Annotated in this window: 15 protein-coding genes; 5 read left to right on the top strand and 10 right to left on the bottom strand. The window is 74.9% G+C overall.

Features of this window, described 5'->3' with window-relative positions; all coding sequences use genetic code 11:
• Positions 1-23: 23 nt before the first annotated feature.
• Positions 24-3,638, bottom strand: a complete 3,615-nt coding sequence (gene mfd, locus AB0M03_RS28070) for a transcription-repair coupling factor (RefSeq protein WP_363495854.1) — start codon at positions 3,636-3,638, stop codon at positions 24-26.
• Between the two features lie 594 nt (positions 3,639-4,232).
• Here mfd and AB0M03_RS28065 point away from each other — a divergent pair.
• On the top strand, positions 4,233-5,546 hold the full coding sequence (locus AB0M03_RS28065) for a nucleotide sugar dehydrogenase (RefSeq protein ID WP_363495851.1): 1,314 nt from the start codon (positions 4,233-4,235) through the stop codon (positions 5,544-5,546).
• 21 nt (positions 5,547-5,567) lie between these two features.
• Here AB0M03_RS28065 and AB0M03_RS28060 read toward each other — a convergent pair whose 3' ends face one another.
• The 8 genes from AB0M03_RS28060 to AB0M03_RS28025 all read right to left on the bottom strand — a co-directional run bounded on the left by AB0M03_RS28060 (position 5,568) and on the right by AB0M03_RS28025 (position 16,498).
• Entirely contained in the window at positions 5,568-6,713 is a 1,146-nt protein-coding gene (locus AB0M03_RS28060; protein WP_363495848.1) for a hypothetical protein, read from the bottom strand.
• Positions 6,714-6,853: 140 nt separating this feature from the next.
• Positions 6,854-9,340 (bottom strand): SUKH-4 family immunity protein, encoded by a 2,487-nt coding sequence (locus AB0M03_RS28055; RefSeq protein WP_363495845.1) that lies wholly within the window; start codon positions 9,338-9,340, stop codon positions 6,854-6,856.
• Positions 9,341-9,362: 22 nt separating this feature from the next.
• Positions 9,363-10,364, bottom strand: coding sequence for an SMI1/KNR4 family protein (locus AB0M03_RS28050; protein WP_363495842.1), 1,002 nt, complete (start codon positions 10,362-10,364; stop codon positions 9,363-9,365).
• A gap of 123 nt (positions 10,365-10,487) precedes the next feature.
• A complete protein-coding gene (locus tag AB0M03_RS28045; protein ID WP_363495839.1) occupies positions 10,488-11,591 on the bottom strand; it encodes a DegT/DnrJ/EryC1/StrS family aminotransferase in 1,104 nt (367 codons plus the stop codon).
• A complete protein-coding gene (locus AB0M03_RS28040) occupies positions 11,588-13,144 on the bottom strand; it encodes a Rieske 2Fe-2S domain-containing protein (RefSeq protein WP_363495836.1) in 1,557 nt (518 codons plus the stop codon). Before AB0M03_RS28040 ends, AB0M03_RS28045 begins: the two co-directional genes overlap by 4 nt.
• Positions 13,141-14,286: a DegT/DnrJ/EryC1/StrS family aminotransferase gene (locus AB0M03_RS28035; protein ID WP_363495833.1), complete on the bottom strand. Its 1,146-nt coding sequence runs from the start codon at positions 14,284-14,286 to the stop codon at positions 13,141-13,143. The genes AB0M03_RS28040 and AB0M03_RS28035 overlap by 4 nt, the downstream gene beginning before the upstream one ends.
• 35 nt (positions 14,287-14,321) lie before the next feature.
• Complete coding sequence (locus AB0M03_RS28030) at positions 14,322-15,302, bottom strand: NAD-dependent epimerase/dehydratase family protein (protein WP_363495830.1); 981 nt, start codon at positions 15,300-15,302, stop codon at positions 14,322-14,324.
• On the bottom strand, positions 15,299-16,498 hold the full coding sequence (locus AB0M03_RS28025) for a Gfo/Idh/MocA family oxidoreductase (RefSeq protein ID WP_363495827.1): 1,200 nt from the start codon (positions 16,496-16,498) through the stop codon (positions 15,299-15,301). Before AB0M03_RS28025 ends, AB0M03_RS28030 begins: the two co-directional genes overlap by 4 nt.
• Positions 16,499-16,853: 355 nt before the next feature.
• Between AB0M03_RS28025 and AB0M03_RS28020 the strand changes: the two genes are divergently transcribed.
• From AB0M03_RS28020 to AB0M03_RS28010, 3 genes are all read left to right on the top strand, one after another.
• Positions 16,854-17,354 carry a YwqJ-related putative deaminase gene (locus tag AB0M03_RS28020; protein WP_363495824.1) on the top strand — a complete coding sequence of 167 codons (501 nt, stop codon included), beginning with the start codon at positions 16,854-16,856 and terminating at the stop codon, positions 17,352-17,354.
• An 82-nt stretch (positions 17,355-17,436) separates the two neighbouring features.
• The gene (locus AB0M03_RS28015) at positions 17,437-17,892 is read left to right on the top strand and encodes an SUKH-3 domain-containing protein (protein ID WP_363495821.1); all 456 of its coding nucleotides are present in this window, start codon (positions 17,437-17,439) and stop codon (positions 17,890-17,892) included.
• Between the two features lie 138 nt (positions 17,893-18,030).
• A complete protein-coding gene (locus AB0M03_RS28010) occupies positions 18,031-19,128 on the top strand; it encodes a hypothetical protein (RefSeq protein WP_363495818.1) in 1,098 nt (365 codons plus the stop codon).
• 28 nt (positions 19,129-19,156) lie between these two features.
• On the opposite strand, the gene AB0M03_RS28005 is transcribed toward AB0M03_RS28010, so the two are convergent.
• On the bottom strand, positions 19,157-20,431 hold the full coding sequence (locus AB0M03_RS28005) for a histidine kinase (RefSeq protein ID WP_363495815.1): 1,275 nt from the start codon (positions 20,429-20,431) through the stop codon (positions 19,157-19,159).
• A gap of 212 nt (positions 20,432-20,643) precedes the next feature.
• On the opposite strand from AB0M03_RS28005, the gene ppc reads away from it, so the two are divergent.
• On the top strand, positions 20,644-23,445 hold the full coding sequence (gene ppc / locus AB0M03_RS28000; RefSeq protein WP_363495813.1) for a phosphoenolpyruvate carboxylase: 2,802 nt from the start codon (positions 20,644-20,646) through the stop codon (positions 23,443-23,445).
• The last annotated feature ends 87 nt before the right edge of the window (positions 23,446-23,532 follow it).

Genomic DNA, 23,532 nt, shown 5'->3' with positions numbered 1-23,532 from the left:
ACCGCCGGACGGAGCCGGGGGCGCTACCTGCGCGCCCCCGCCAGGTCGTCGAACATGGTGGTGAGGAACTCGGTGCTCCAGGCGAGGAGTTCGCGGCCGAGCAGCGGCTTGCCGCCGATCCGGCCGCCGCTCACCGGGCGGGGCACCAGCAGCTGGGAGGTGGCCGCCTTCACCTGGGTGCGCGGGTAGAGCCGGTTGAGTCGCAGCTGCTGCGACTCGCGGAGCTCCACCGGGCCGAAGCGGACGAAGTTGCCCTGCAGGGTGATGTCGCCGACGCCGCAGCGCCGCGCGTACAGCCTCAGGCCCGCCACCATCAGCAGGTTCTCCACCGGCTCGGGCAGCTTGCCGTAGCGGTCGGTGAGCTCCTCGCGGACGTGGACGATGTCCTCCTCCGAGTTGACCGCCGCGATCGAGCGGTACGCCTGCAGCCGCAGCCGCTCGCCCGGCGCGTAGTCGTGGGGCACGTGGGCGTCGACCGGCAGCTCGATCTTCACCTCCAGAGGCTCCTCCTCCGGCTCGCCGCCGCCCTCCAGCGACTCCCGGAACTCGGCCACGGCCTCGCCGACCATCCGCATGTAGAGGTCGAAGCCGACGCCCGCGATGTGGCCGGACTGCTCGCCGCCGAGCAGGTTGCCGGCGCCGCGGATCTCCAGGTCCTTCATGGCGACGTACATGCCGGCGCCCATCTCGGTGTGCTGGGCGATGGTGGCGAGGCGCTCGTGGGCGGTCTCGGTGAGCGGCTTCTCCGGCGGGTACAGCATGTAGGCGTAGCCGCGCTCGCGGCCGCGGCCGACGCGTCCGCGCAGCTGGTGCAGCTGGGAGAGGCCGAAGGTGTCGCCGCGCTCCACGATCAGGGTGTTGGCGTTGGAGATGTCGATGCCGGACTCCACGATCGTCGTCGACACCAGGACGTCGAACTCCTTCTCCCAGAAGTCGACGACGACCTTCTCCAGCTGGGTCTCGCCCATCTGGCCGTGCGCGGTGGCGACCCGCGCCTCGGGGACGAGGTCCTTCAGCCGGGCGGCCGCCTTGTCGATCGACTCGACCCGGTTGTGGATGTAGAACACCTGGCCCTCGCGCAGGAGTTCACGCCGGACGGCGGCCGCGATCTGCTTCTCGTCGTACGGGCCGACGAAGGTCAGCACCGGGTGCCGCTCCTCCGGCGGGGTGGTGATGGTGGACATCTCGCGGATGCCGGTGACCGCCATCTCCAGGGTGCGCGGGATCGGTGTCGCCGACATGGTCAGCACGTCGACGTTGGCCCGCAGCTTCTTCAGCTGCTCCTTGTGCTCGACGCCGAAGCGCTGCTCCTCGTCGACGATGACCAGGCCGAGGTCCTTGAAGCGGGTCTCCGAGGAGAACAGCCGGTGGGTGCCGATGACCACGTCCACCGAGCCCTCGAAGAGCCCCTCCAGCACGGCCTTCGCCTCGGCGTCGGTCTGGAACCGGGAGAGCGCCTTCACCACGACCGGGAAGTTGGCGTACCGCTCGGCGAAGGTCGAGAAGTGCTGCTGGACGAGCAGCGTGGTCGGCACCAGCACCGCCACCTGCTTGCCGTCCTGCACCGCCTTGAAGGCCGCCCGCACCGCGATCTCGGTCTTGCCGTAACCGACGTCGCCGCAGATCAGCCTGTCCATCGGGACGGACTTCTCCATGTCCGCCTTGACCTCGCCGATGGTGGTCAGCTGGTCGGGCGTCTCCGCGTACGGGAAGGCGTCCTCCAGCTCGCGCTGCCACGGGGAGTCCGGGCCGAAGGCGTGGCCGGGGGCGGCCATCCGCGCCGAGTACAGCTTGATCAGGTCGGCGGCGATCTCCTTGACCGCCTTCTTGGCCCGCTGCTTGGTCTTCGCCCAGTCCGCGCCGCCGAGCCGGTGCAGAGTGGGCGCCTCGCCGCCGACGTACTTGGTGACCTGGTCGAGCTGGTCGCTCGGCACGAACAGCCGGTCGCCGGGGTGGCCGCGCTTGGCCGGCGCGTACTCCAGCACCAGGTACTCGCGGGTGGCGCCCTGCACGGTGCGCTGCACCATCTCCACGTACTTGCCGACGCCGTGCTGCTCGTGCACCACGTAGTCGCCGGCCGCCAGCGCCAGCGGGTCGATGGCGTTGCGGCGGCGGGACGGCATCCGCCGCATGTCCTTGGTGGAGGACTTCTGGCCGGACAGGTCGGTCTCGGTGACGACGGTCAGCTTCAGCGCCTCGTCGACGAAGCCGTGCTCGATCGAGCCGCAGGAGACGTACACGACGTCCCGGGTCGGCGCCTCGGCGAGGTCGGCGACCAGCCGGGCGGGAATGCCCTCGCCGGAGAGCACCTCGGCCAGCCGGGCGGCCGGGCCGTGGCCCTCCGTCACCATGACGACCCGCCAGTCGGCGTTCAGCCGCTCCTTGGCGTCGGCGATGGCGCGGGCGGTGTCGCCGCGGTACGCCTCGACGGCGTGCATGCCCAGCGTCAGGGTGTCCGCGTCGAATTCGAGGATCTCGCTCACGCTGGAGTCGCTGGTGGCGAACGGGCTGACCGACCACCAGGGCAGCCCGACCTCCGCGGCGTGCTCGCGCACGTCCGCGAGCGACCACAGCGAGGCCGCCGAGACGTCGATCTCCTCGACGTCGATCGGCCGGTCGCCGCCCGCCGCCGCGGCCACCCAGGACGCCTGCAGGAACTCCTGGCTGGTCGCCACCAGGTCGGCCGCCCGGGTGCGGACCCGCTCCGGGTCGCAGACCACCGCGATCGAGCCCTGCGGCAGTACGTCCAGCAGCAGCTCCATGTCGTCGACCAGCACGGGGGCCAGCGACTCCATGCCCTCGACCGCGATCCCCTCGGCGATCCTGTCCAGGATCTCGGCGAGCCCCGGGTGCTGCGCGGCGAGCTCCGCGGCCCGCGCCCGCACCTCGTCGGTCAGCAGCAGCTCCCGGCAGGGCGGCGCCCACAGGCCGTACTCGGCGATCTCCAGCGAACGCTGGTCGGCGACCTTGAAGTAGCGGATCTCCTCGACGTCGTCGCCCCAGAACTCCACCCGCAGCGGGTGCTCCTCGGTCGGCGGGAAGACGTCCAGGATGCCGCCGCGCACGGCGAAATCGCCGCGCTTCTCGACCAGTTCGACCCGGGCGTAGGCGGCCGCGGCCAGCCGGTGCGCGACGGCGTCCAGGTCGTGCTGCTCGCCGCGCTGCAGCGCCACCGGCTCCAGCTCGGCCAGCCCCTTCACCTGCGGCTGCAGCACCGAGCGGACGGGCGCCACGATCACCTGCACCGGCCCGGCCGCCGCGTCGTCCGCCCGTGGGTGGACGATCCGGCGCAGCACCGCCAGGCGGCGGCCCACGGTGTCGGAGCGCGGCGACAGCCGCTCGTGCGGCAGGGTCTCCCAGGCCGGGAACTCGGCGACCGCGTCGGCGGGCAGCAGCGAACGCAGGCTCGCCGCGAGGTCCTCCGCCTCCCGGCCGGTGGCGGTCACGGCCAGGACGGGACGGCCGCGCTCGCCGGCCTTCGCCGCCAGCGACCGGGCCAGCGCCGCGATCGCGAACGGCCGGGCCGCCGGCGGGCCGACCAGGTCGAGGTGCTGCCTGTGCCCCGTGGCCGCCGCCTCGATCGCCTCGGCGAGGGCGGCGTCCCGTACGACGACATCGAGCAGTCCGGACAGGCTCATGCTTCTTGGCTCCACGGCTGGAGTGGCCCGGCGAGCGGTCGTCCGGGCAACGCGAACGGCCCGGTGCGCGACACGCCCCGGGGGTGTCCAGCCTACGCCGCAGCGCCCTCCCGTACCCCCGTGCACGCCTGTGCCGCACAGGTGCGGACGGCACACAGCAGGGCAGAACGTCAAGAATTCGACATACTCCTGTCACTGCCCGTCCATGGACGCCGCGCAGGATGGTTGCCGTGCCCGCCGCACCCAACCGTGGGGGATGGCTGCAGCGGCGCCGTCGCAGCCCGATGGGGGTCGGGAGTGCGAAGGCCGGACGGCCCTGGGTGGGGGCGGCCGGCAGTTGTGGAGGCCCGGGCAGCCTGTGAGGGGCGGCCCGGGCCTCGCCCTTTCCGGCCCCGGGAGCCCCGCCCTTTCCCGGCCCCGGCCCCGCCCTTTCCGGCGGTGTACGGACCGTGGACGGCCCGCCCGTACCGGACCGCACGCGTTTGCGCGAAGCCGCCCGCACGCGGGTCCGGTCTCCGTACCCTCGTGTGAAGAAGGTGTGGGCCCGCCCCGCAGGGGGTGTGCGCACCGCCGCGATGGAGGGGGTACTTCGTCATGCGCGTGGTCATCGCAGGGCAGGGCTACGTCGGCCTGCCGCTGGCCGTCCGGGCCGCCGAGGTCGGGCACTCGGTGGTCGGGTACGACGTCGACGAGCGGCGCATCAAGCGGCTCGCGGTCGGCGAGTCGTACGTGGAGGACATCCCCGGCGGGCGGCTGCAGCCCCTGCTCGACAGCGGCGCCTACCTGCCCTCGGCCGACCCGGCGGACGTCGCCGGCTTCGACATCGCCGTGATCACCGTGCCCACCCCGCTGCGCGACGGCGTCCCCGACCTCTCCTACATCGAGGCCTCCGCCCGGCTGCTCGCGAGCCACCTGCGGCCCGGCGCCACCGTCGTCCTGGAGTCCACCACCTACCCCGGCACCACCGAGGAGCTGCTCGCCCCGCTGCTGGAGCAGGGCTCCGGGCTGCGGGCCGGCGCCGACTTCCACCTCGGCTACTCCCCCGAGCGGATCGACCCCGGCAACCCGCAGTGGAAGCTGGAGAACACCCCGAAGGTGGTCTCCGGCACCACGCCCGAGGGCCTGGCGGCGGTCGACGCCTTCTACGGGCAGCTGGTGGAGCGCACCGTGCCGGTCTCCTCCTGCAAGGAGGCCGAGCTGACCAAGCTGCTGGAGAACACCTTCCGGCACGTGAACATCGCGCTGGTCAACGAGCTGGCGATGTTCGCCCACGACCTCGGCATCGACGTCTGGGAGGCCATCGACGCGGCCTCCACCAAGCCCTTCGGCTACCTGCGGTTCACCCCGGGCCCGGGCGTCGGCGGGCACTGCCTGCCGATCGACCCCTCCTACCTGTCCTGGCGGGTGGAGCGCGCCCTCGGCCGGTCGTTCCGCTTCGTCGAGCTGGCCAACGACGTCAACAGCCACATGCCCGACTACGTGGTGCGGCGGCTCACCGAGGCGCTCAACGACCGGCAGCGCTCGGTCAACGGCTCCCGGGTCCTCGTCCTCGGCCTCGCCTACAAGGCGAACACCGGCGACGCCCGCGAGACCCCCGCCGCCCGGGTCGTCGAACTGCTGACCAGGATGGGCGCCGAGGTCCGCGCCGCCGACCCGCACGTGGTCGCCGGCGTCCACGTCGCCGAGCCCACCGTCCCCGGCCAGCGCGTCGCCGCACCCGACCACGAGGGCGACCCGCTGGCCACCGTCCACCGCGTCGAGGCCACCCCCGAGGAACTGGCCGCGGCCGACGCCGTGGTCCTGCTGGCCGACCACGACGAGTTCGACTACGAGGGCATCACCGCCCACGCCCGCTACGTCCTGGACTGCCGCCGCCGGCTGACGGGGGCGGCGGTCGAGGTGCTGTAGTCCCGAACGACGCGGGGGCGGTCAGCCTCGGCGGGTGACGCGGTTGGGGCGGGTGTCGTGGTCGATGCCGTCGTCCACGATGACGATCTTGGGGACGATCTTCGGCTCGGCCTCGGGCTCGGCCTTCGTGTCGGCGGCCGGGGCTGCCTCAGCGGGGGCGGCCTCCTCGGCGGCCGGGGCGGCGGGCTCGGCCGCCGGCTTCTTCAGCAGCAGGTCGAGGGTGAGCTCGGGCTCGTTGGCGTCCTTGGCCGCGGCCTCCAGGGCGGCGGGGCGGCTGCCGGGCTCGATGCTGCCGAGGGCCGTGCCGGTGAGCTCGGCCAGCGTCTTCTTGACGGTGTCGAGGCGCTCCTGCATCTCGGCGTGCCGGTCGGCGAAGTCGGCCTGGTCGCTCTCGCTGTTCGAGCGGATGTTCTCGGCCTTGCGCCGGGCGGCGGAGAGCACCTCCTCGGCCCGCTTCTGGGCGTTGCCCTCGATGGTGCGGATCTCGGCGAGGACGGCCTCGCGGTGCTGCTCGGCCTCCCGCAGCCGGCGTTCGGCACCGGCGGTGATCTTCGCCTCCGCGGCGTCCGCCTCCGCCTCGGCCTCGGCGAACATCTCGTCGGAGCGGCGGCGCAGCTCGGCCAGCTTGGCCTCGGCGCGCTCCTCCGCCTCCGCGGCGGCGACCCGGGTGCGGGCGGCGTCGGCGGTGGCGGTGTCGCGGGTGGTCCGGGCGTCCTGCTCCGCGTGGGCGATCAGCGACTCGGCCTCGGCGCGGCTGCGGTCCTCGGTCTCGCGGGCGGCCTGCTCGGCCTCGCCGCGGACGGTGGCGGAGTACGTCTCGGCGGAGCGGGCGGCGGCCCGGCCGGCCTGCTCGGCGTCCGCCTTGGCCTGCTCGGCGTCGCGGGCGGCGTTGTCCCGGACGGCGGCGGCCTCGTTCTCGGCGATCAGCATGAGGGCGCCGGCCTGGGCGCTGAGCCGGCCGTAGTCGGGCTCGGGGGCGTCCTCCTTGGCCTGGCGGATGTCGGCGAGCCGCTTCTCCATCTCACGCAGGCCCGACCCGAGCACGCTGAGCCGCTCCCATGCCTCGTCGCGGTCGGCGGTCAGCGCCCGGAGGGTCGCGTCGACCTGCTCCGTGGCGTAGCCGCGGCGGGCAACCGTGAAGCCGTGCTGGGAGACGGCATCGCTCATCGGCTCTTCCCCTCGTGCTTGGGTGTGTGTCCGTTCGAGGGCGTCCCAGTGGGCGCCCACTTGACCTATTTTGCGCAGATACGGTCGAAAGCCCAACAAGGCGAGGCCGGGGGCGGGCCCCGCGGCCCGCCCCCGGTCCGCTACATCAGACCGTCCCAGAACTGCTCCAGGAGCACCGCCCACCAGCCCTCGGGGGTGTGCAGCGCCGCCGGGTCGACCGCCAGCAGCTGGGCCTGCAGGTCGGTCGTCCAGCGGCCGGCCTGCTCCGGCGTCAGGCCGTACCTGAGCCGCCACATCCGGCCGAGGACGGCGAGGCTGCGGACGAACTCCGGCACGCCGGTGTTGACGAAGCGCGGCGGCTCGCCGGTTCCCTCCAGGTCGACCGCGACCACCGCTGCGGTGCCGTACTGCACGCACAGCTGCCGGCCGTAGTCGTTGCCGAGCACCAGGTAGCCGCCGAAGTCCGGGGCGGCCGGGCGGCCGCGCTCGGCGGCGAGCTCGGCGAGCGTCGGGATCGGCCGGCCCTCCTGCGCCTGTGCCCAGAAGAACGGCGGGAACTCGCGCGGCAGGCCGGCCCACATCAGCGTCTGGGCGACCGCCTCGGGCACGCCCTGGCGGGAGACCGCGCGCTGCTCGAAGCGGAACACCGCGGGCCCGAAGACCTGGCCGAGCTCGCCCGCCAGCTGCTGGGGCGCGAGCGGCGGCAGCTGCGGGACGGTGCCCGGCGGCGGCAGCGGCGCCTGCACCGGCCGGGGCCGCTTGGGGGCCGCGGCCAGCTGGTGCAGCTGGTCCAGATGGTCGAGCAGCATCGCCATGCCGCCCTGCCGGGCCTGCCGGTCGCGGCCGTACGGGACGGTGTGGGTGATCCGCACGTTCGGCCAGGAGGACTTCACCATCCGGGCGCAGTAGCCGCCCGGCAGGTCGCACAGCTCCAGCTCGGTGTGGAACTCCAGGACCTGGTCCGGCGGCACGCCGAGGCGGCGCATCTCCTGCAGGGCCTTCCACTCCGGGTGCGGGGTGCCGGGCTCGCTGGCCATGACCAGCGACTGCTCGGAGCCGTCGGGGCGGCGGTAGCTGATCACGGCCTGGGTGCCCGGGCCGATGGTGGGGACGCCGCCGGCGGGCGGCGGCGGTGCCACGGGTGCGGCCTGCGGCGCCGGGGCGGGCATCGCGGGCGGGGCGTTGACCGGACCGGCCCCCGGGTAGCCGTAGCCGGGCGGCGGCGGGCCCGGGACGGGGGCCATGCCGACCGGCGGCGGGGGCATCGCCGGGCCGGGCGCCGGTGCCGCGGGCGCACCCGGGCCGCCGGGGCCGCCGGGCAGGTCCACGGCGTGCGCCAGCTGGGTGGCGGCGTACGCCACACCTGCCGCGTCGGGTGCGGCCGGGGCGGGCGACGGGGCCGCCGGGCCGCCCTGGGCGAGGGAGGCCGGGGCGGGCGGGGGCGGCGTGCTCGGCGCGGATCGGCCGGCTGCGCCCGCGGCCGGGCCGGCGTCGCCGCGCAGCTCGGCGGGCGGGGGCGGCGGCGGGGCCGACGGGGCCGAACGACCGGTGCCCGCGGCCGAGCCCGGACCGCCCGCGCCGCCGCGCAGCTCCGCGGGCGGGGGCGGCGGCGGGGTGGACGGGCCGGAACGGCCGAGCTGCACCCCGGGCGCGGCGGGGCCGGGCGCACCGGGCAGGCCCATCAGTCCGGGCGGGCCGTCGGAGGCCAGCATGGTCGGGGCGTACTCGATGGCCGGGCCGGGCGCAGCGGGGCCGGGCGGTGGCGGGGGCACCTGGCCGGGGGTGGCCAGCATGGTCGGGGCGTGCTCGACGGCCGGCGGCGGGACGGGCGTGCCGGCCGAGGGCGTGCCCGGGCCGGGGAACGGCGGCGGCGCGGTCGGCGGCGCCGGCGGCATCGGGGGCGCCGCGGCGGGCGGCGCGTCGAAGGCGAAGCCCTCGGGCATCGCCACGGTGGCGGCCGGCGGGGCACCGACCGGCATGGGCACGGTGAGCCCCTCCGAGCCGGCCGGAGCCGGGACGGGCATCGGCACGGTCAGGCCCTCCGACCCGGGCGGGGCCTGCGGCGCGGCGGCCCGGTCGCCGGGGAAGGCGTCCGCCCGGGAGGGCGGGGCCAGCATGGTGGGCGCGTCGCCGGCCGGCCGGTCGGAGACGGGCGGCATGGTCTGCAGCGCCGGGGCGGCCGCGGGTTCGGCGGCGGGCGCCCCGCCCCCGGACGTCCCGCCGTCGGGCGTGCCGAGCCGGGCGTTCTCGGCGGCGATCGCCGCGGCACCCGCCTCCTGCAGCCACTGCGGGGGACTGAGCAGGAAGGAGGTCGCCTCGACGGCGCCGGGCACCGGGCGGGCCGCGCCCGCCGGGTTGGGCTCCGTACGGCCCCCGTAGGCCTCCTCGTACTGGCGGACCACCTCGTTGACGGGCAGCGGCGGCCAGAGCGTGCTCGCCCCGCTGTCCCGGGCGATCACCAGTCGCACCTCGCTGCCGTCCGACGGCTCGTCGTCGGCCTTCTCCACCGCCCAGCAGACGAAGCCCAGGTCGAACTCCCGCACCCGTACCTCGCGCTGCCCGGAGCGCGGCACGCCGGCGTTGATCCAGTCCTCGGCGATCTCCTGCGCCTGCGCGTACGTCACCACGCCCGGCTCACCCCTCCGTTGCTCAGTTCACCGGGACGGCCCGGGCGAACCCGCCGTCCACCATCAGCTCCGCGACCGTCTCCAGCTCGGGCGGGCTGCCCGCCAGCCGGAGCAGGAACGCGTCGAAGCTCTCCCCGCAGGGCAGCAGCAGCCGCGCCACCCTCTCCTCCGGCGGCTCGGCGCCGCCGCTGTCGCGCGCGTCGTCGTACGGGCAGAACCAGACCGAACCCGTCCGCTCGCCGCGCACCTTGATCGCGAGCACGCCGCCCTGGACGTACGCGATGCCCAGGTAGTCCTTGGTGAGGTGGTCGCGCAGGCACTTGTTGGCGTACACCAGGTCGTGCACGCCGTACTCCTCACTCAGCGTCAGGAACGGCTGGTCGAGGAGCATGCCGCAGTCGACGTCCAGGGCGACGCCCGCCGGGCCGCGCCCGCCGGCGACCTTGAGGAAGCTGCGGTAGGCGCCGGGCAGCGGGTGGCCGAGGCGCTGTTCGGCGCGCTGCACCAGGTCCTCGGAGACGGTCACCGGGTCGCCGCCGTCCATGGCCAGCGGGAAGTGGACCGGCCGGCGCTCCTGGAGCGGGCGGGTGCCGCGGCGGGCGTGGTCGGCGGAGGAGCGGGCGAGGCCGCCGTGGTGCCGCAGCAGCGCCTTGACCTCGACGGGGACGAGTTCCATCCGCCGCCAGCCGGGCGCGGCCCTCCCGACCGCGTGGTGCCACGTCCAGCCGGGCGGGGTCGCCACGGCGGTGGGCAGGTCGGCCCAGAGCTCGTGGCCCTGGGTGTAGAGGGCGGCGTTGGCGGAGACGTAGTCGGTCAGTCTCAGTTCGTCCACGCCGAAGCCCTCGGGCGGGTCGGCGACCTCGGCGGCCGCGGCGGCGTACGGCCCGAAGTCCGGGAAGCCGTATTCGTCCACGCGGACACCGGCCGGGTGCTTCTCGGCCCGGATCGGGTCCGGGAACTGCACCACCTGGCCCGCGTACGCCGAGTTGGGCGCGGCGGCGGCGCCGGGCCGACCTGTCGTCATCAGGGCTCCCCCACTGGCTGCTGCACTGTTGCGGGCACCAGCGTAGGGGAAGGGACACCCCTGGAGACCAGGGGCGTCACTCCCGTACCGGCCGGGCCGCCGCAAAGGGCCGCCGCCGGGCCGTCAGCGGCGGACTGCCTTGGCCAGGACCTCCGCCACCCGGGTCTGCTGGCCCTCGGTGATCTGCGGGAAGAGCGGCAGGGTGAGCAGCTGTTCCGCGGCCTTCTCGGCGACCGGGAAGGCGCCCTCGGCGTGCCCGAGGCCGCGGAAGGCGGGCTGCAGGTGGACGGGCACCGGGTAGTGCACCCCGGCACCGATCCCGGCCGCGTGCAGGTCGGCGAGGACGGCGTCGCGCCCGCGCTCCACCCGGACGGCGTACAGGTGCCAGACGTGCTCGTTGCCGGGCAGGGTGCGCGGCAGGACGACGCCGTCGAGGCCGCCGAGCAGCTCGTCGTAGCGGGCGGCGGCGGCGCGGCGGGCCTCGTTCCAGGCGGGCAGCCGGCGCAGCTTGGCGCGCAGCACGACGGCCTGCAGGGTGTCCATCCGGGAGTTGAAGCCGAACCGCTCGTGGACGTACTTGCGGCCGGAGCCGTGGTCGCCGATCAGCCGGACGGCGGCGGCGAGTTCGTCGTCGTCGGTGGTGACGGCGCCGGCGTCGCCGTAGGCGCCGAGGTTCTTGCCGGGGTAGAAGCTGGTGGCTGCGATCCGGCCCCAGGAGCCGGAGGCGCGGCCGTCCTGCCGGGCGCCCTGGGACTGTGCGGCGTCCTCGACCACCGGGAGGCCGTCGGCGATCTCCAGCAGCGGTGCCATGGGGGCGAGTTGGCCGTTGAGGTGGACGGGCACCAGCACGGCTGCGCCGGGCAGCGCGTCGGCGGCCGCGGCCGGGTCGATGAGCAGGTGCTCGGGGTCGACGTCGACCAGGACGGGCCGCAGTCCGGCGCGGACGACGGCCTCGGCGGTGGCGACGAAGGTGTTGGCGGGCAGCACGGCGCCGCCGCCGGGCGGCAGGTCGAGGGCGCGCAGGGCGAGTTCGAGGGCGTCGGTGCCGTTGGCGGTGCCGACCGTGTGCCTCACGCCGGAGAAGGCGGCGTACTCGGCCTCGAAGGCGGCCACGTCGGGGCCCTTGATGTAGGCGCCGCTCGTGAGCACGGCGTCGAAGCCCGTGCGGACCTCCTCGGCGACCTCTGCGTGGGCGGCGTGCAGGTCGACGAGCGGGATGTCGGTCATGGGATACGCCCCTCGGCGGGTTCGGTGGACAGTGCGGGCACGGGCACGGGCTCGGTCGGCGGTGCGGGCCCGGATGCGGCGGGCTCGGGTCCGACGCGCAGCGGGAGGCTGCCGCCGGAGAGACAGGCGCCGGTCTCGGTGCTCCAGCGCCAGTGGTGGCGGGGGCACTCGACGACTCCGTCGGCGATCAGGGCGTGGCTCAGGTCCTCGCCGGCGTGCGGGCACCAGCGCTGCAGGACGAGGCCGTCGCGCCGGACGGTCTCGTCGCGGGCCCCGCGCTCGCGGACCAGCCGGCGGGTCTGGGCGGGCCGGTGGCCGTAGCGCAGCAGGGAGAGCAGGGTGAGGTCGAAGACGTCCGGGTCGCGGTGCAGGGCGAGGCGCATGGAGAGCAGGGCCTCCTCCCAGCCGGCCCTGCCGTCGAGGACGGCCCGCAGGGCGCGCGGCGGGACGCGGATGGTGTAGGCCGGGTCGACCGGCTCGTCCTCCAGGTCGGCCCGGGCGGCGAGGTCGCCGAGGGGTATGCGCCAGGCTTCGCCGCCGGCCTCCAGGGCGAGTCCTGCGCGGTAGTCGGCGAGCAGCGGGCGGTTGAGCCGGCGGAGGCGGTCGAAGTGGGCGTCGACCTCGGCGGCGGTGGGCGGTTCGGCGGCGCCGTGGTGGTAGGCCTGCCATTCGCCGCGGCGGCGTTCGCGGTAGTCGGCGAGGTAGCCGGCCGGGTCGGTGAGCCAGCGGCCGGGCGGGACGGGGCCGTCGACGGTGTCGCCGGGGACGGTGTCGCCGGGGGCCGTGCGGACGACGGCGGTGCCGGGGCAGGCGGCGGCGAAGTCGGCGGCGACGTCCTCCCAGTGCGGGAAGATCGTCCGCTCGCGGTCGTTGAAGCGGTCGAGCTCGGGGTCGAGGAAGCAGGCGGGCCCGGCGGAGGGCAGGTAGCTGCGGGCGCCGGTGAGGCGGACCTTGCGGACCAGGCTGTCCATCAGGCCGGCGCGGACGGCGGCGGTCTTCTCGGCCATCACCGCCGGCGGGTAGTCGTAGGCGTTGGGGTACCACATGGCGCCGGAGTACTGGGCGGCCAGCAGGTCGACGCCGTCGGGCAGGTCGGACAGCGGCGGGTTGCAGTCGTTGAGGTCGAGGAAGCGCAGACCCCCGAGGTCGAGCAGCAGGCCGCTGTCCTCCTTGTGGCTGGTGTCGAGCAGCATGGTGGCGGTGGCGTCGGGGCCGAGCCGGTGGGTCTCCCGGTGGCCGAGCAGCACCTGCCGGGTGAAACCGAGCGCGGCGAGCCGGCGCTGCAGCGAGCGGGTGCGGTAGCGCGGGACGAGCACGGTGGTGTCCCGCGGGAGCTGCGCCAGCAGCCGCTCGTCGAAGTGGTCCTCGTGGACGTGCGAGACGTAGAGGAAGTCCCAGCGGCCGGCGAGGACCTCGGGCAGCAGGTGCCGGTTGTCCGGGTACGGGAACCAGGCGTCCAGGAACGCCGGGTGGAACCACGGGTCGATCAGCAGCCGCAGGCCGGCGTGCTCGACCGCGAAGCCGGCGTGCCCGAGGTGCCGGATCGACGTCACCCGACGGCCTCCCGGAGGGCCGCGGCGACGGTGTCCTGCTGCTGCTCGGTGAGAGTGTGGAACAGCGGCAGGACCAGCGAGCGGTGGGTGATCAGCTCGGTGGCGGGCAGCGGCACCCGGGCGGTCCCCTTGTACGGGGCCTCCAGGTGGGCGGCCATGATGCCGCGCCGGGCAAAGACGCCGGCGGCGGCGAGCCGGGCGAGCACCTCGGTGCGGTCGGGGGCGCCGTCGGGCAGCAGCAGCCAGCAGGACTGGTAGTTGCCGGTGCCGTGGGCCGGGTCGGCGACCAGCCGTGCGGCGAGCGGGCCGAGCAGGGTGCGGTAGCGCTCGGCGAGTCGGCGCCGCCGGGCGACCATGGCGGGCAGCTTGCCGAGCTGGACCAGGCCGACGGCGGCCTGGATGTCGGTCATCCGGTGGTTGAAGCCGATCTCGTCGTAGGTCTCGACGACGGCCGCGCCGCCGGAGGCGCTGTGCCGGTCGGCGGCGGAGACGCTCATCCCGTGCTCGCGCAGCCGGCGCAGGCGGGCGGCGAGTTCGGCGTCGTGGCAGGTGACCATGCCGCCCTCGCCGGTGGTGAGGAGCTTGCGCGGGTGGAAGGAGTAGGCGGCGATCTCGGCGCCGGCGCCGACCGGGCGGCCGCGGTAGACGGAGCCGGCGCCGCAGGCGGCGTCCTCGACGACGGTGGCGCCGCGCGGCTCGACCAGTGCCCGGATCGCGTCCAGGTCGACCGGGACGCCGCCCTGGTCGACGGCGATCACGGCCTTGGTGCGTTCGGTGAACACGGCGGCGACGGTGTCCGGGGTGAGGTTGCCGGTGGCGGGGTCGACGTCGGCGAAGACCGGGACGGCCCCGACGTAGGTGACGGCGTTCGCGGTGGCGATGAAGGAGAGCGAGGGCACCACGACCTCGTCGCCGGGCCCGACGCCGGCGCCGATCATCGCGAGGTGCAGGGCGGTGGTGCAGGAGGAGACGGCGACCGCGTGCGGCACGCCGAGGTGCTCGGCGAAGGCCCGCTCGAAGGCGGCCACCCGGGGGCCCTGGGCGACCCAGCCGGAGCGGACGGCCTCGGCGGCGGCCTCGGCCTCCTCCTCGCCGAGCCACGGCACCATGACGGGGATGGCGGCCACGGGGATACTGGACACGGGGGTGCTCCGAACTGCTCGCGGGTCGGTCGGGGTCACTGCGCGCGCCACCAGGCGACGAGCCGGCGCAGGCCCTCCTCGAGGCCGAGGCCGGGCTTCCAGCCGAGGTCCCGCTCGGCGGCGGAGATGTCGGCGAGCCGGCGGACCACGCCGCCGGCGGTGCCGCGGGCCGGGCCGTGCTCGACGTCGAGGTCGGTGCGGTCCATGGCGGCGAGCAGGGCGTCGGCGAGGCCGCGCAGCGAGACCTCGCTCGCGGAGGCGATGTTGTAGACCCGGTCGGTGACCGGGGCCTCGGCGGCCAGCAGGTTGGCCCGGGCGATGTCCTCGGTGTAGACGAAGTCCATGGTCTGGGCGCCGTCGCCGAAGATCAGCGGGGGCTGCCCGGCGTTGATCCGCTCCATCCAGCGGATGAACACCTCGGTGTACTTGCCGTGGACGTCCATCCGGGGCCCGTACACGTTGAAGTAGCGCAGCGCGACGTAGTCCAGCCCGGTCATCGCGTGGAAGCTGCGCAGCATGCCCTCGTTGAAGGCCTTGGCGGCGCCGTAGAAGGTGTCGTTGTTGTAGGGGTGCTGGGTCTCCGGCGTCGGGAAGGTGTCGGCGAGGCCGTAGACCGAGGCGGTGGAGGAGGCGATCAGCTTCCGGACGCCCTTCTCGGCGGCGGCCTCGATGACGTCGAAGGTGCCGTCGACCATGATCTCCAGGGCGAGCCGGGGCTCGGCGGCGCACTGGGTGATCCGGATCGCGGCGAGGTGGAAGAGCAGGTCGGTGTCGTCGCCGAGGAGCTCGCGCAGCAGGGCCCGGTCGCGGATGTCGCCGTCGACGACGCGCAGTTGCCCGGGGGCGGCGAGCTGCCGGGCGCGGGCGAGGTTCTCCGTGCGCCCGCGGACGAAGTTGTCGAGCACGACGACCTCGCGGGCGCCGGCCTCGACCAGCTGGTCGACGACGGTGGAGCCGATGGTCCCGGCACCGCCGGTGACCAGGCAGCGGGACCCTTCGACGGTGACGGCGTTCATCGGGCGGCGGCCCTCTCCTGAGCAGTGGTCGGCTGGGCGGGGATCGGTGCGGTGTCGGCGCCCGGACCGACGGGCACGGTGGCGCCGCCGAGTTCGAGGCTGAGCGAGGCGGCGTGCAGCAGGCGCAGCACGCGCAGGCCGGCGCGGCCGTCGGTGAGCGGGGCCCGGCCCTCGGCGACGGCGGCGGCGAACTCGGCCATGACGTTGCGCAGCGCCTCCTGCTCGACCAGGGCGGGCGCCACCACGTCGCCGACCCGGTAGGAGATCAGGGCGCGGTGCCGGATGGCGTCGGTGAGCTCGTCGGGCGGGGTGAGGTCGACGCCGCGGTCGTGGATCGCCAGCCGGGCCTGCGGGTTGAGGTCGTCCCAGACCAGGGTGCGGCGGGAGCCGCCGATCAGGGTGGTGCGGACCTTGGTCGGGGAGAGCCAGTTGACGTGGCAGTGGGCGAGCGCGCCGTTGCTGAGCCGGACGGTCAGGTAGGCGACGCAGGCGCGCCCGGCGCCGATCGGGTCGGCGGCCTGGGCACTGACGCCGACCGGCTCCACGCCGGGCGGCAGGACGAAGTCGAGGATGGACAGGTCGTGCGGGGCGAGGTCCCAGAGCACGTCCACGTCGGGCTGGACGAGGCCGAGGTTGATCCGCACCGAGTCGAAGAACTGGACGTCGCCGATCTCGCCGCCGTGCACCAGCTCGCGGATGCGGCGGACCACCGGGGTGTAGCAGAAGGTGTGGTCGCACATCAGCACCAGGCCGCGTTCCTCGGCCAGTTCGCACAATTCGGCTGCCTCGTCGGCCGTGGTGGTGATGGGCTTCTCCACGAGCACGTGCCGGCCGGCCTCCAGGGCGGCCCGCACCAGCTTGTAGTGGGCGGCGGCGGGCGTGGCGACGGCGACCGCCCGCACCCGGTCGTCGGCGAGGACCTCGTCGAAGGAGGTGGTGGTGCGGACGGTGCTGTACTCACCGAGGACCCGGCGGGAGCGCTCCTCGTCCAGGTCGCACAGCCAGTGCAGCTGCAGCGCGGGTGTCTGCTGGGCGTTGCGGACGAGGTTGGGGCCCCAGTACCCGGCGCCGACCACGGCCAGCCCGATCCGGCCGGCCGGTCCCGCCTCGGGCGCACCCGGCGTGGGGACGTGCTCTCCGGGCGCCTCGTGCGCCTCCTGCGCCGGCGCGCGACCCGGCCCGTACTGCGTCGACATCGACAAGACCCCCCTTGTCCGGTGCCGGAGCGTCACTGCCCCGGTGCACCACGCGTCCGAGCGGCGGCCCCGGACGATCGCCCCGCCGGCCCTTCGGACGGCGGCGCCCCCACGGTGTGCCCAGGTGACCCCGCTGCTCGAACGGTACCGGCCGCCGTACGCCCCCGGGGTCCGAATCCGCAAACCCGAGGCGCGCCGTGACGGCGTTCGCAACGCTCCGTACACCCCGGGTCCGCGGCGCTGCGGAGGGTTTGACAGTCTGGAGGCCCACAATGAGGGAGCGGTCGGCATCCGCCGTCCGTCAGCACACCGAGCACCGGCCGGAGACCGCGCGGAACGCGGATCGAGGAGAACCATGGCAGCGAGCCCGACGGCCGACCGGGAGCCGGTCACGACCGAGCAGCCGGCGGCCCAGGCCGTGCCGCACCTGCTCCACCTGCGGGACAGCGTGCTGCCCGCGGTGGCGGCCGCGCTCTCGCTGAAGAACGGGGACGTGCACACGCTGGCCGGTGACAAGGCCGACCTCGTGCCGCTGCTGCACCCGCTGGTCGCGGACTTCCTCGCCGGCCTGCCCATCGAGCACCGCGAGCGGTTCACCGGGCGCTGCCCGGAGGCGGTGCTGCTCTCCCAGTACCTCGCCACGGTCGACGGGGCCCGCTCCAAGCGCGCCTCACGCAAGCCGCTCGGCCTCCACGACGCCCGCAAGGCGCTCAAGGGCGCGCGGCTGACCACCGTCCGCATCCGCGAGGAGGGCGATCCGGCGCACGGCACGCACGCGCCGCCCTGCCGTTCCTGCGCGGCCCTGCTGGACCACCTGAACGTCGCGAGCGTCGCCGTCGGGCCCACCGCCCGCTGATGCCCGCCGTCCCTGTCCCCGAACCACGGAGCAGACCCTGAACGCGACCGCTGTACGCACCCAACCGCGCTTCCCCGCCGACGTGGCCGCCGCGCTCAAGCAGGCCGGCTGGCACCCCGGACGCTGGGAGATCCGCCAGGCCGAGGCCTGGGCGGACGTGCTCGCCGTGCACGGCGGGCCCCTGGACACCCCGCACTCCGTCTTCCCGGCCGCCGTCGAGGCCTGGGCCGAGTTCGGCGGGCTGGCCTTCGACCTCGGCGGCGCCGGCCGGGTGCTGGCCCGCACGCCGTTCCTGCTCGACCCGCGCTGCGGCCTGCACCAGCCGCGCACCCTGGCCGACCTCGGCCGGGCCCTCGGCACCCGTCTCGCCCCGCTCGGCGAGGAACGGTACGGCCAGGCCCTGCTCGCCGTCGACGAACGCGGCCGGGTCTACAGCCTCGACCACACCGGCGAGTGGTACCTCGGTGCCACCGTCGACCAGGCCATCACCACCCTCGTGCTGGGCCTCGCCCCGGAGCGGCTGCGCGCCGGCGTCTGACGGCGCGCCACCGGAATCCTCCACCGCACCGGCTGACCTCCCGTCGGCCGGTGCACTTTCCCCCCGACCCCTCCCGCCCCGGGCGTCCCGGCGCCACACTGTGGGGCTATTCCGAGGAGAACACCGGGAGGAACCGCGATGAGCGCCGCCCCCACCGCCCCCACCGCCGACCGGGCCGCCGCCGGGACGGCACCCGCCGGCGCTTCCCGCACCGACGACCGGGCGGCGGCACCCGCACGGCTGCCGCTCTTCGACAACGCCAAGTTCGCGGCGGTGGCGCTGGTGGTGTGCGCCCACACCTGGATGCCGCTGGTCGGCGCGGACCGCACGATCGCCGCCGCGGTGCTCACCGTCGCCGCCTTCGCGATGCCGGTGTTCGTGACCCTCTGCGGCTGGTTCGCGCAGCCCCGGCCGGGCCGGCCGGCGGTCGACGGACGCCGCCTGGTGACCGGGGTCGCCGTGCCCTACCTGGTCTTCCAGGTGCTCTACAACGTGGTCGGCATGGTGCTGGAACGGCGCGCGGCCCCGTTCTCCCTGCTGGAGCCGCGCTGGCTGACCTGGTTCCTGCTGTCGCTGTTCGTCTGGCGGCTGACGGTGCCCGTGTGGACGGCGCTGCGGCACCCCCTGGCGGTCGCCCTGCTGGCCGCCGCGGGTTCGGGCGCCGTCCAGGCGCTGCCGGCCGAGCTGGCGCTCAGCCGCACCCTGGCGTTCCTGCCGTGGTTCGTGCTGGGGCTGGTCCTGCGGCCGCACCACGTCGCCCTGCTGCGCAGGCCCGCCGTCCGGGGCTGGGCCCCGGTGGTACTGGCCGCGGTCTTCGCCGTGCTGTGGCTCGCCGCGCCGAAGCTGCTGAACCCGGGCTGGGTGGAGTACACCGACAGCGCGGCCCAGCTGCACGTGCCGTACCCGGTGTGGCTGGCGGTCAGGGCCGCCCTCGGCCTGCTGTCGCTGGCCGCCGGCGCGGCGTTCCTGGCACTGCTGCCCGAGGGCCGCACCCGCTGGACGGCACTCGGCGCGGCCTCGCTCCACGTCTACCTGCTGCACGGGCTGCCGCTGAAACTCGTCCAGGCCTCCGGCGTCTACCACGCCCGGGCCCTCCACCACGCCTGGACGGCCCTGCCCCTGCTCGGCTCCTTCGCCCTGGCCCTCGCCGTCACCCTCGCCCTGCCGCTCGCGACCCGTCTGTTCACCCCGCTGGTCCACCCGAAACCCGCCGACCGCCTGCTGAAGGCCGCCTGAGCGGGGGATCACCGGAGACGCGGGGCTCCTAGGCGAGCCGTTCCGAGGGCACCGCCAGGCGTGAGGGCAGCACCGCCTCGACGCGGAAACCGCCGTCCGGTTCCGGGCCGGCGTCGAAGCTGCCGCCCAGCGCCAGGACGCGCTCCCGCATGCCGACCAGCCCGTTGCCGCCGCTCGGCAGCCGCACCGGCTCGGCCCCGCCCGGGCAGTCGTTGACCACGGCGACCCGGACCCCGTTCGGCACGTAGGCGAGCAGCACCACCACCCGTGCCCCGCCGGCGTGCTTGTGCGCGTTGGTGAGGCCCTCCTGGACCACCCGGTACGCGGTCTGTTCGGCGTCCCCGCGGTACCGGCGGTGGTCGCCGCTGACGGTCAGGGACACCGCCATCCCGGCCGCCCGGGACTGCTCGACCAGCCCGGGGACCTCGGCGAGCCCGCCCGCCGTCTCGGCCGCCGCGGCCGGCTCGGCCATCCGCAGCACGCCGAGGATCTCGCGCAGCTCGTCCAGCGCCTGCCGGCCGACCTCGCCCATCAGCTTGGCGCTGGCCTGCGCCTTCTCCGGGTCCTTGGTGATGATCCGCTCCAGGGCGCCGGCGTGCACCACCATCAGGCTGACCCGGTGGGCGACCACGTCGTGCATCTCGCGGGCGATCCGGGTGCGTTCCTCCAGGCGGGCGCGCCGGGCCCGTTCGCTGGCCTGTTCGGCGAGCAGGTCGAGTTCGGCCTCCAGGCCGTGCGCCCGGTCCTCGAGGGACTCCACCAGCCGGCGGCGGGCGCCCACGTACAGGCCGGTCACCACCGGCGGCACGGTCAGGCCGACCGCCACCAGGCCGGCCAGCAGCACGAACACCCAGGTCGGCGGCAGTTCCTCGGCCGGCACCTGGGAGGGCGCGAGCACGTACACCAGCGCCATGCCGAAGGTCTCGGCGAGGGCGAGCGCGGAGAGCGCCACCACCCGGCGGCGGCGCGAGGGCCACTCCCAGGTCGCGGCCAGGGTGTACAGCGACACCACCAGCAGGACCATGCCGAACAGCCCGGGCACGAACACCAGCGCCACCAGTACGGGCACGGCCGGCCACCGCCGCCGCACCACCAGCGTCGCGCCGGCCAGTGCGCCGAGCACCGCCGACACCACCGCGAGCGGTGCCCCCAGGTGCAGCCGGTCCCCCACCATGCCGTACGCGCCTGCCGCGCACTCCAGAGCGGCCAGGCCGGCCAGCCCCACGTCCAGCAGCGCACTGCGGCGCCGGGGCCACCACCCCAGGGTGTGGACCGGCCCGCCCCCCTCCGGCGACTTGCTCATGGGGGACAGCGTAAGGCCGCTCCTCGGACCGTCCCCAGCGAGTTCCGTTACGGCCTCCGCAGGTGCCGCACTGTCCGCCATCCGGCCACTTCTCGGACGCGGCACCCGGTGCCACCTATGCTGTTCGCGTCGGACAGCGCGGTCCGCACGCATCGCCACTACAAAGGTGATGAGAGCCGTTGCCGAACCCCCACCACCACAGGGAGAAAGCCGTGACCGCTCCGGTCCCCGCCCCGGCGGACACCACATCCGCGAGCCCCGAGGCCGACAACGCCGCCCTGCGCGCGGACATCCGGCGCCTCGGTGACCTGCTCGGCGAGACACTGGTCCGGCAGGAGGGCCCCGAGCTGCTCGGCCTGGTGGAGCAGGTCCGCCTGCTCAGCCGCACCGACGGCGAGGCCACCGCCGAACTGCTCGGCGGCATCGACCTGGAGACCGCAGGCAAGCTCGTCCGCGCCTTCTCCACCTACTTCCACCTCGCGAACGTGACCGAGCAGGTCCACCGCGGTCGCGAGTTCGCCACCCGCCGCTCCCGCGAGGGCTCGCTGCTGGCGCAGACCGCCGACCAGCTGGCCGACGCCGACCCCAAGCACCTCCAGGACACCCTGGCGCACCTGGCGGTCCGGCCGGTCTTCACCGCGCACCCCACCGAGGCCGCCCGCCGCAGCGTCCTCAACAAGCTGCGCCGGATCGGGGAGCTGCTGGAGCGCATCCACCGCGAGCACGTCGCCTCCGGGCTGTCCGAGGCCGACCCCGTCCGGCACTCCTCGGCGAAGCGCCAGGCCGACCGCCGGCTCGCCGAGGTCATCGACCTGCTCTGGCAGACCGACGAGCTGCGCATCGCCCGCCCCGAGCCCACCGACGAGGCCCGCAACGCCGTCTACTACCTGGACGAGCTGTACCGCGACGCCGTCCCGGAGGTGCTGGAGGAGCTGCACGAGGAGCTCGCCCGGGTGGGCCTCTCGCTGCCCGAGGGCGTGCGCCCGCTGACCTTCGGCACCTGGATCGGCGGCGACCGCGACGGCAACCCCAACGTGACCCCGCAGGTCACCTGGGACGTCCTCAACCTGCAGCACGAGTACGGCATCAAGGACGCCCTCACCGCCGTCGACGACCTGCGCAACTCGCTCTCCACCTCGGTCCGCCTCGCCGGGGCGAGCGAGGAGCTGCTCGCCTCGCTGGACGCCGACCTCAAGGCGCTGCCCGAGCTCAGCCCCCGCTACAAGCGGATGAACGCCGAGGAGCCGTACCGGCTGAAGGCCACCTGTGTGCGCCTCAAGCTGGAGAACACCCGGGACCGCCTGGTCTCCGGCACCGCGCACGTCGAGGGCCGCGACTACGTCGGCACCCGCGAGCTGATCGCCGACCTACGGCTGATCCAGGACTCGCTGCGCGCCCACCGCGGCGGGCTGATCGCCGACGGCCGGCTCGCCCGCGCCGTCCGCACCATCGAGGCCTTCGGCCTGCAGCTCGCCACCATGGACGTCCGCGAGCACGCCGAGGCCCACCACCACGCGCTCGGCCAGCTCTTCGACCGGCTCGGCGAGGAGGCCTGGCGCTACGCGGACATGCCGCGCGAGTACCGCCAGCGGCTGCTCGCCAAGGAGCTCCGCTCCCGCCGCCCGCTCGCGCCCGTCCCGGCCCCGCTGGACGCGGCCGGCGCCAAGACCCTCGGCGTCTTCAACACCATCCGCGAGGGCTTCGAGCGGTTCGGCGACGAGATCGTCGAGTCGTACATCATCTCGATGTGCCAGGGCGCCGACGACGTGTTCGCCGCCGCCGTGCTGGCCCGCGAGGCCGGCCTGATCGACCTGCACGCCGGCATCGCCAAGATCGGCATCGTGCCGCTGCTGGAGACCACCGACGAGCTCCAGGAGGCCGACCGCATCCTGGACGAGATGCTCTCCGACCCGTCCTACCGCCTGCTGGTGTCGCTGCGCGGCGACATCCAGGAGGTCATGCTCGGCTACTCGGACTCCTCCAAGTTCGGCGGCATCACCACCTCCCAGTGGGAGATCCACCGTGCCCAGCGCCGGCTGCGCGACGTCGCCCACCGCTACGGCATCCGGCTGCGGCTCTTCCACGGCCGCGGCGGCACCGTCGGCCGCGGCGGCGGCCCCTCGCACGAGGCGATCCTCGCCCAGCCCTGGGGCACCCTGGAGGGCGAGATCAAGGTGACCGAGCAGGGCGAGGTCATCTCCGACAAGTACCTGCTGCCGTCGCTGGCCCGGGAGAACCTCGAACTCACCATCTCCGCGACGCTCGCCGCCTCCGCGCTGCACACCGCCCCGCGCCAGGCCCCCGAGGAGCTGGCCCGCTGGGACGCCGCGATGGACCGGGTCTCCGACGCCGCCCACACCGCCTACCGGGCCCTGGTCGAGCAGGAGGACCTGCCGAAGTACTTCTTCGCGGCCACCCCGGTCGACCAGCTCGCCTCGCTGCACCTGGGCTCCCGCCCGTCCCGCCGCCCCGACTCCGGCGCGGGCCTGGACGGCCTGCGGGCCATCCCGTGGGTGTTCGGCTGGACGCAGTCCCGGCAGATCGTCCCCGGCTGGTACGGCGTCGGCTCCGGCCTCGCCGCCGCCCGCGCGGCCGGCCTCGGCGACGTGCTGGACGAGATGTACGGCCAGTGGCACTTCTTCCGCAACTTCCTGTCCAACGTCGCCATGACGCTGGCCAAGACCGACCTGCGGATCGCCCGCCACTACGTCGAGCAGCTGGTGCCGGCCGACCTGCACCACATCTTCGACCAGATCACCGCCGAGCACGAGCTCACCCTGCGCGAGGTGCTGCGCCTCACCGGCGAGGACGAACTCCTCGACCACAACCCGGTGCTGAAGCAGACCTTCGCCGTGCGCGACGCCTACCTCGACCCGATCTCCTACCTGCAGGTCGCCCTGCTGCGCCGCCAGCGCGACGAGGCGGCCAAGGGCCTCACCGAGGACCCGCTGCGGGCCCGCGCCCTGCTGCTGACCGTCAACGGCATCGCCGCAGGCCTGCGCAACACCGGCTGACGCCGCATCCGGCCGACGGGCCGGGGGGGGGGGCCCACGGGGGGGGCCCCCCCCGCCCCCATAGCGGACGAGCGGCCGGCGCGACCC

The sequence above is a fragment of the Kitasatospora sp. NPDC051914 genome, assembly GCF_040680995.1.
Taxonomy (GTDB): domain Bacteria; phylum Actinomycetota; class Actinomycetes; order Streptomycetales; family Streptomycetaceae; genus Kitasatospora.
The sequence above is the reverse complement of the archived record's forward strand: the minus strand, read 5'-3'. Positions and strand labels throughout refer to the sequence as shown.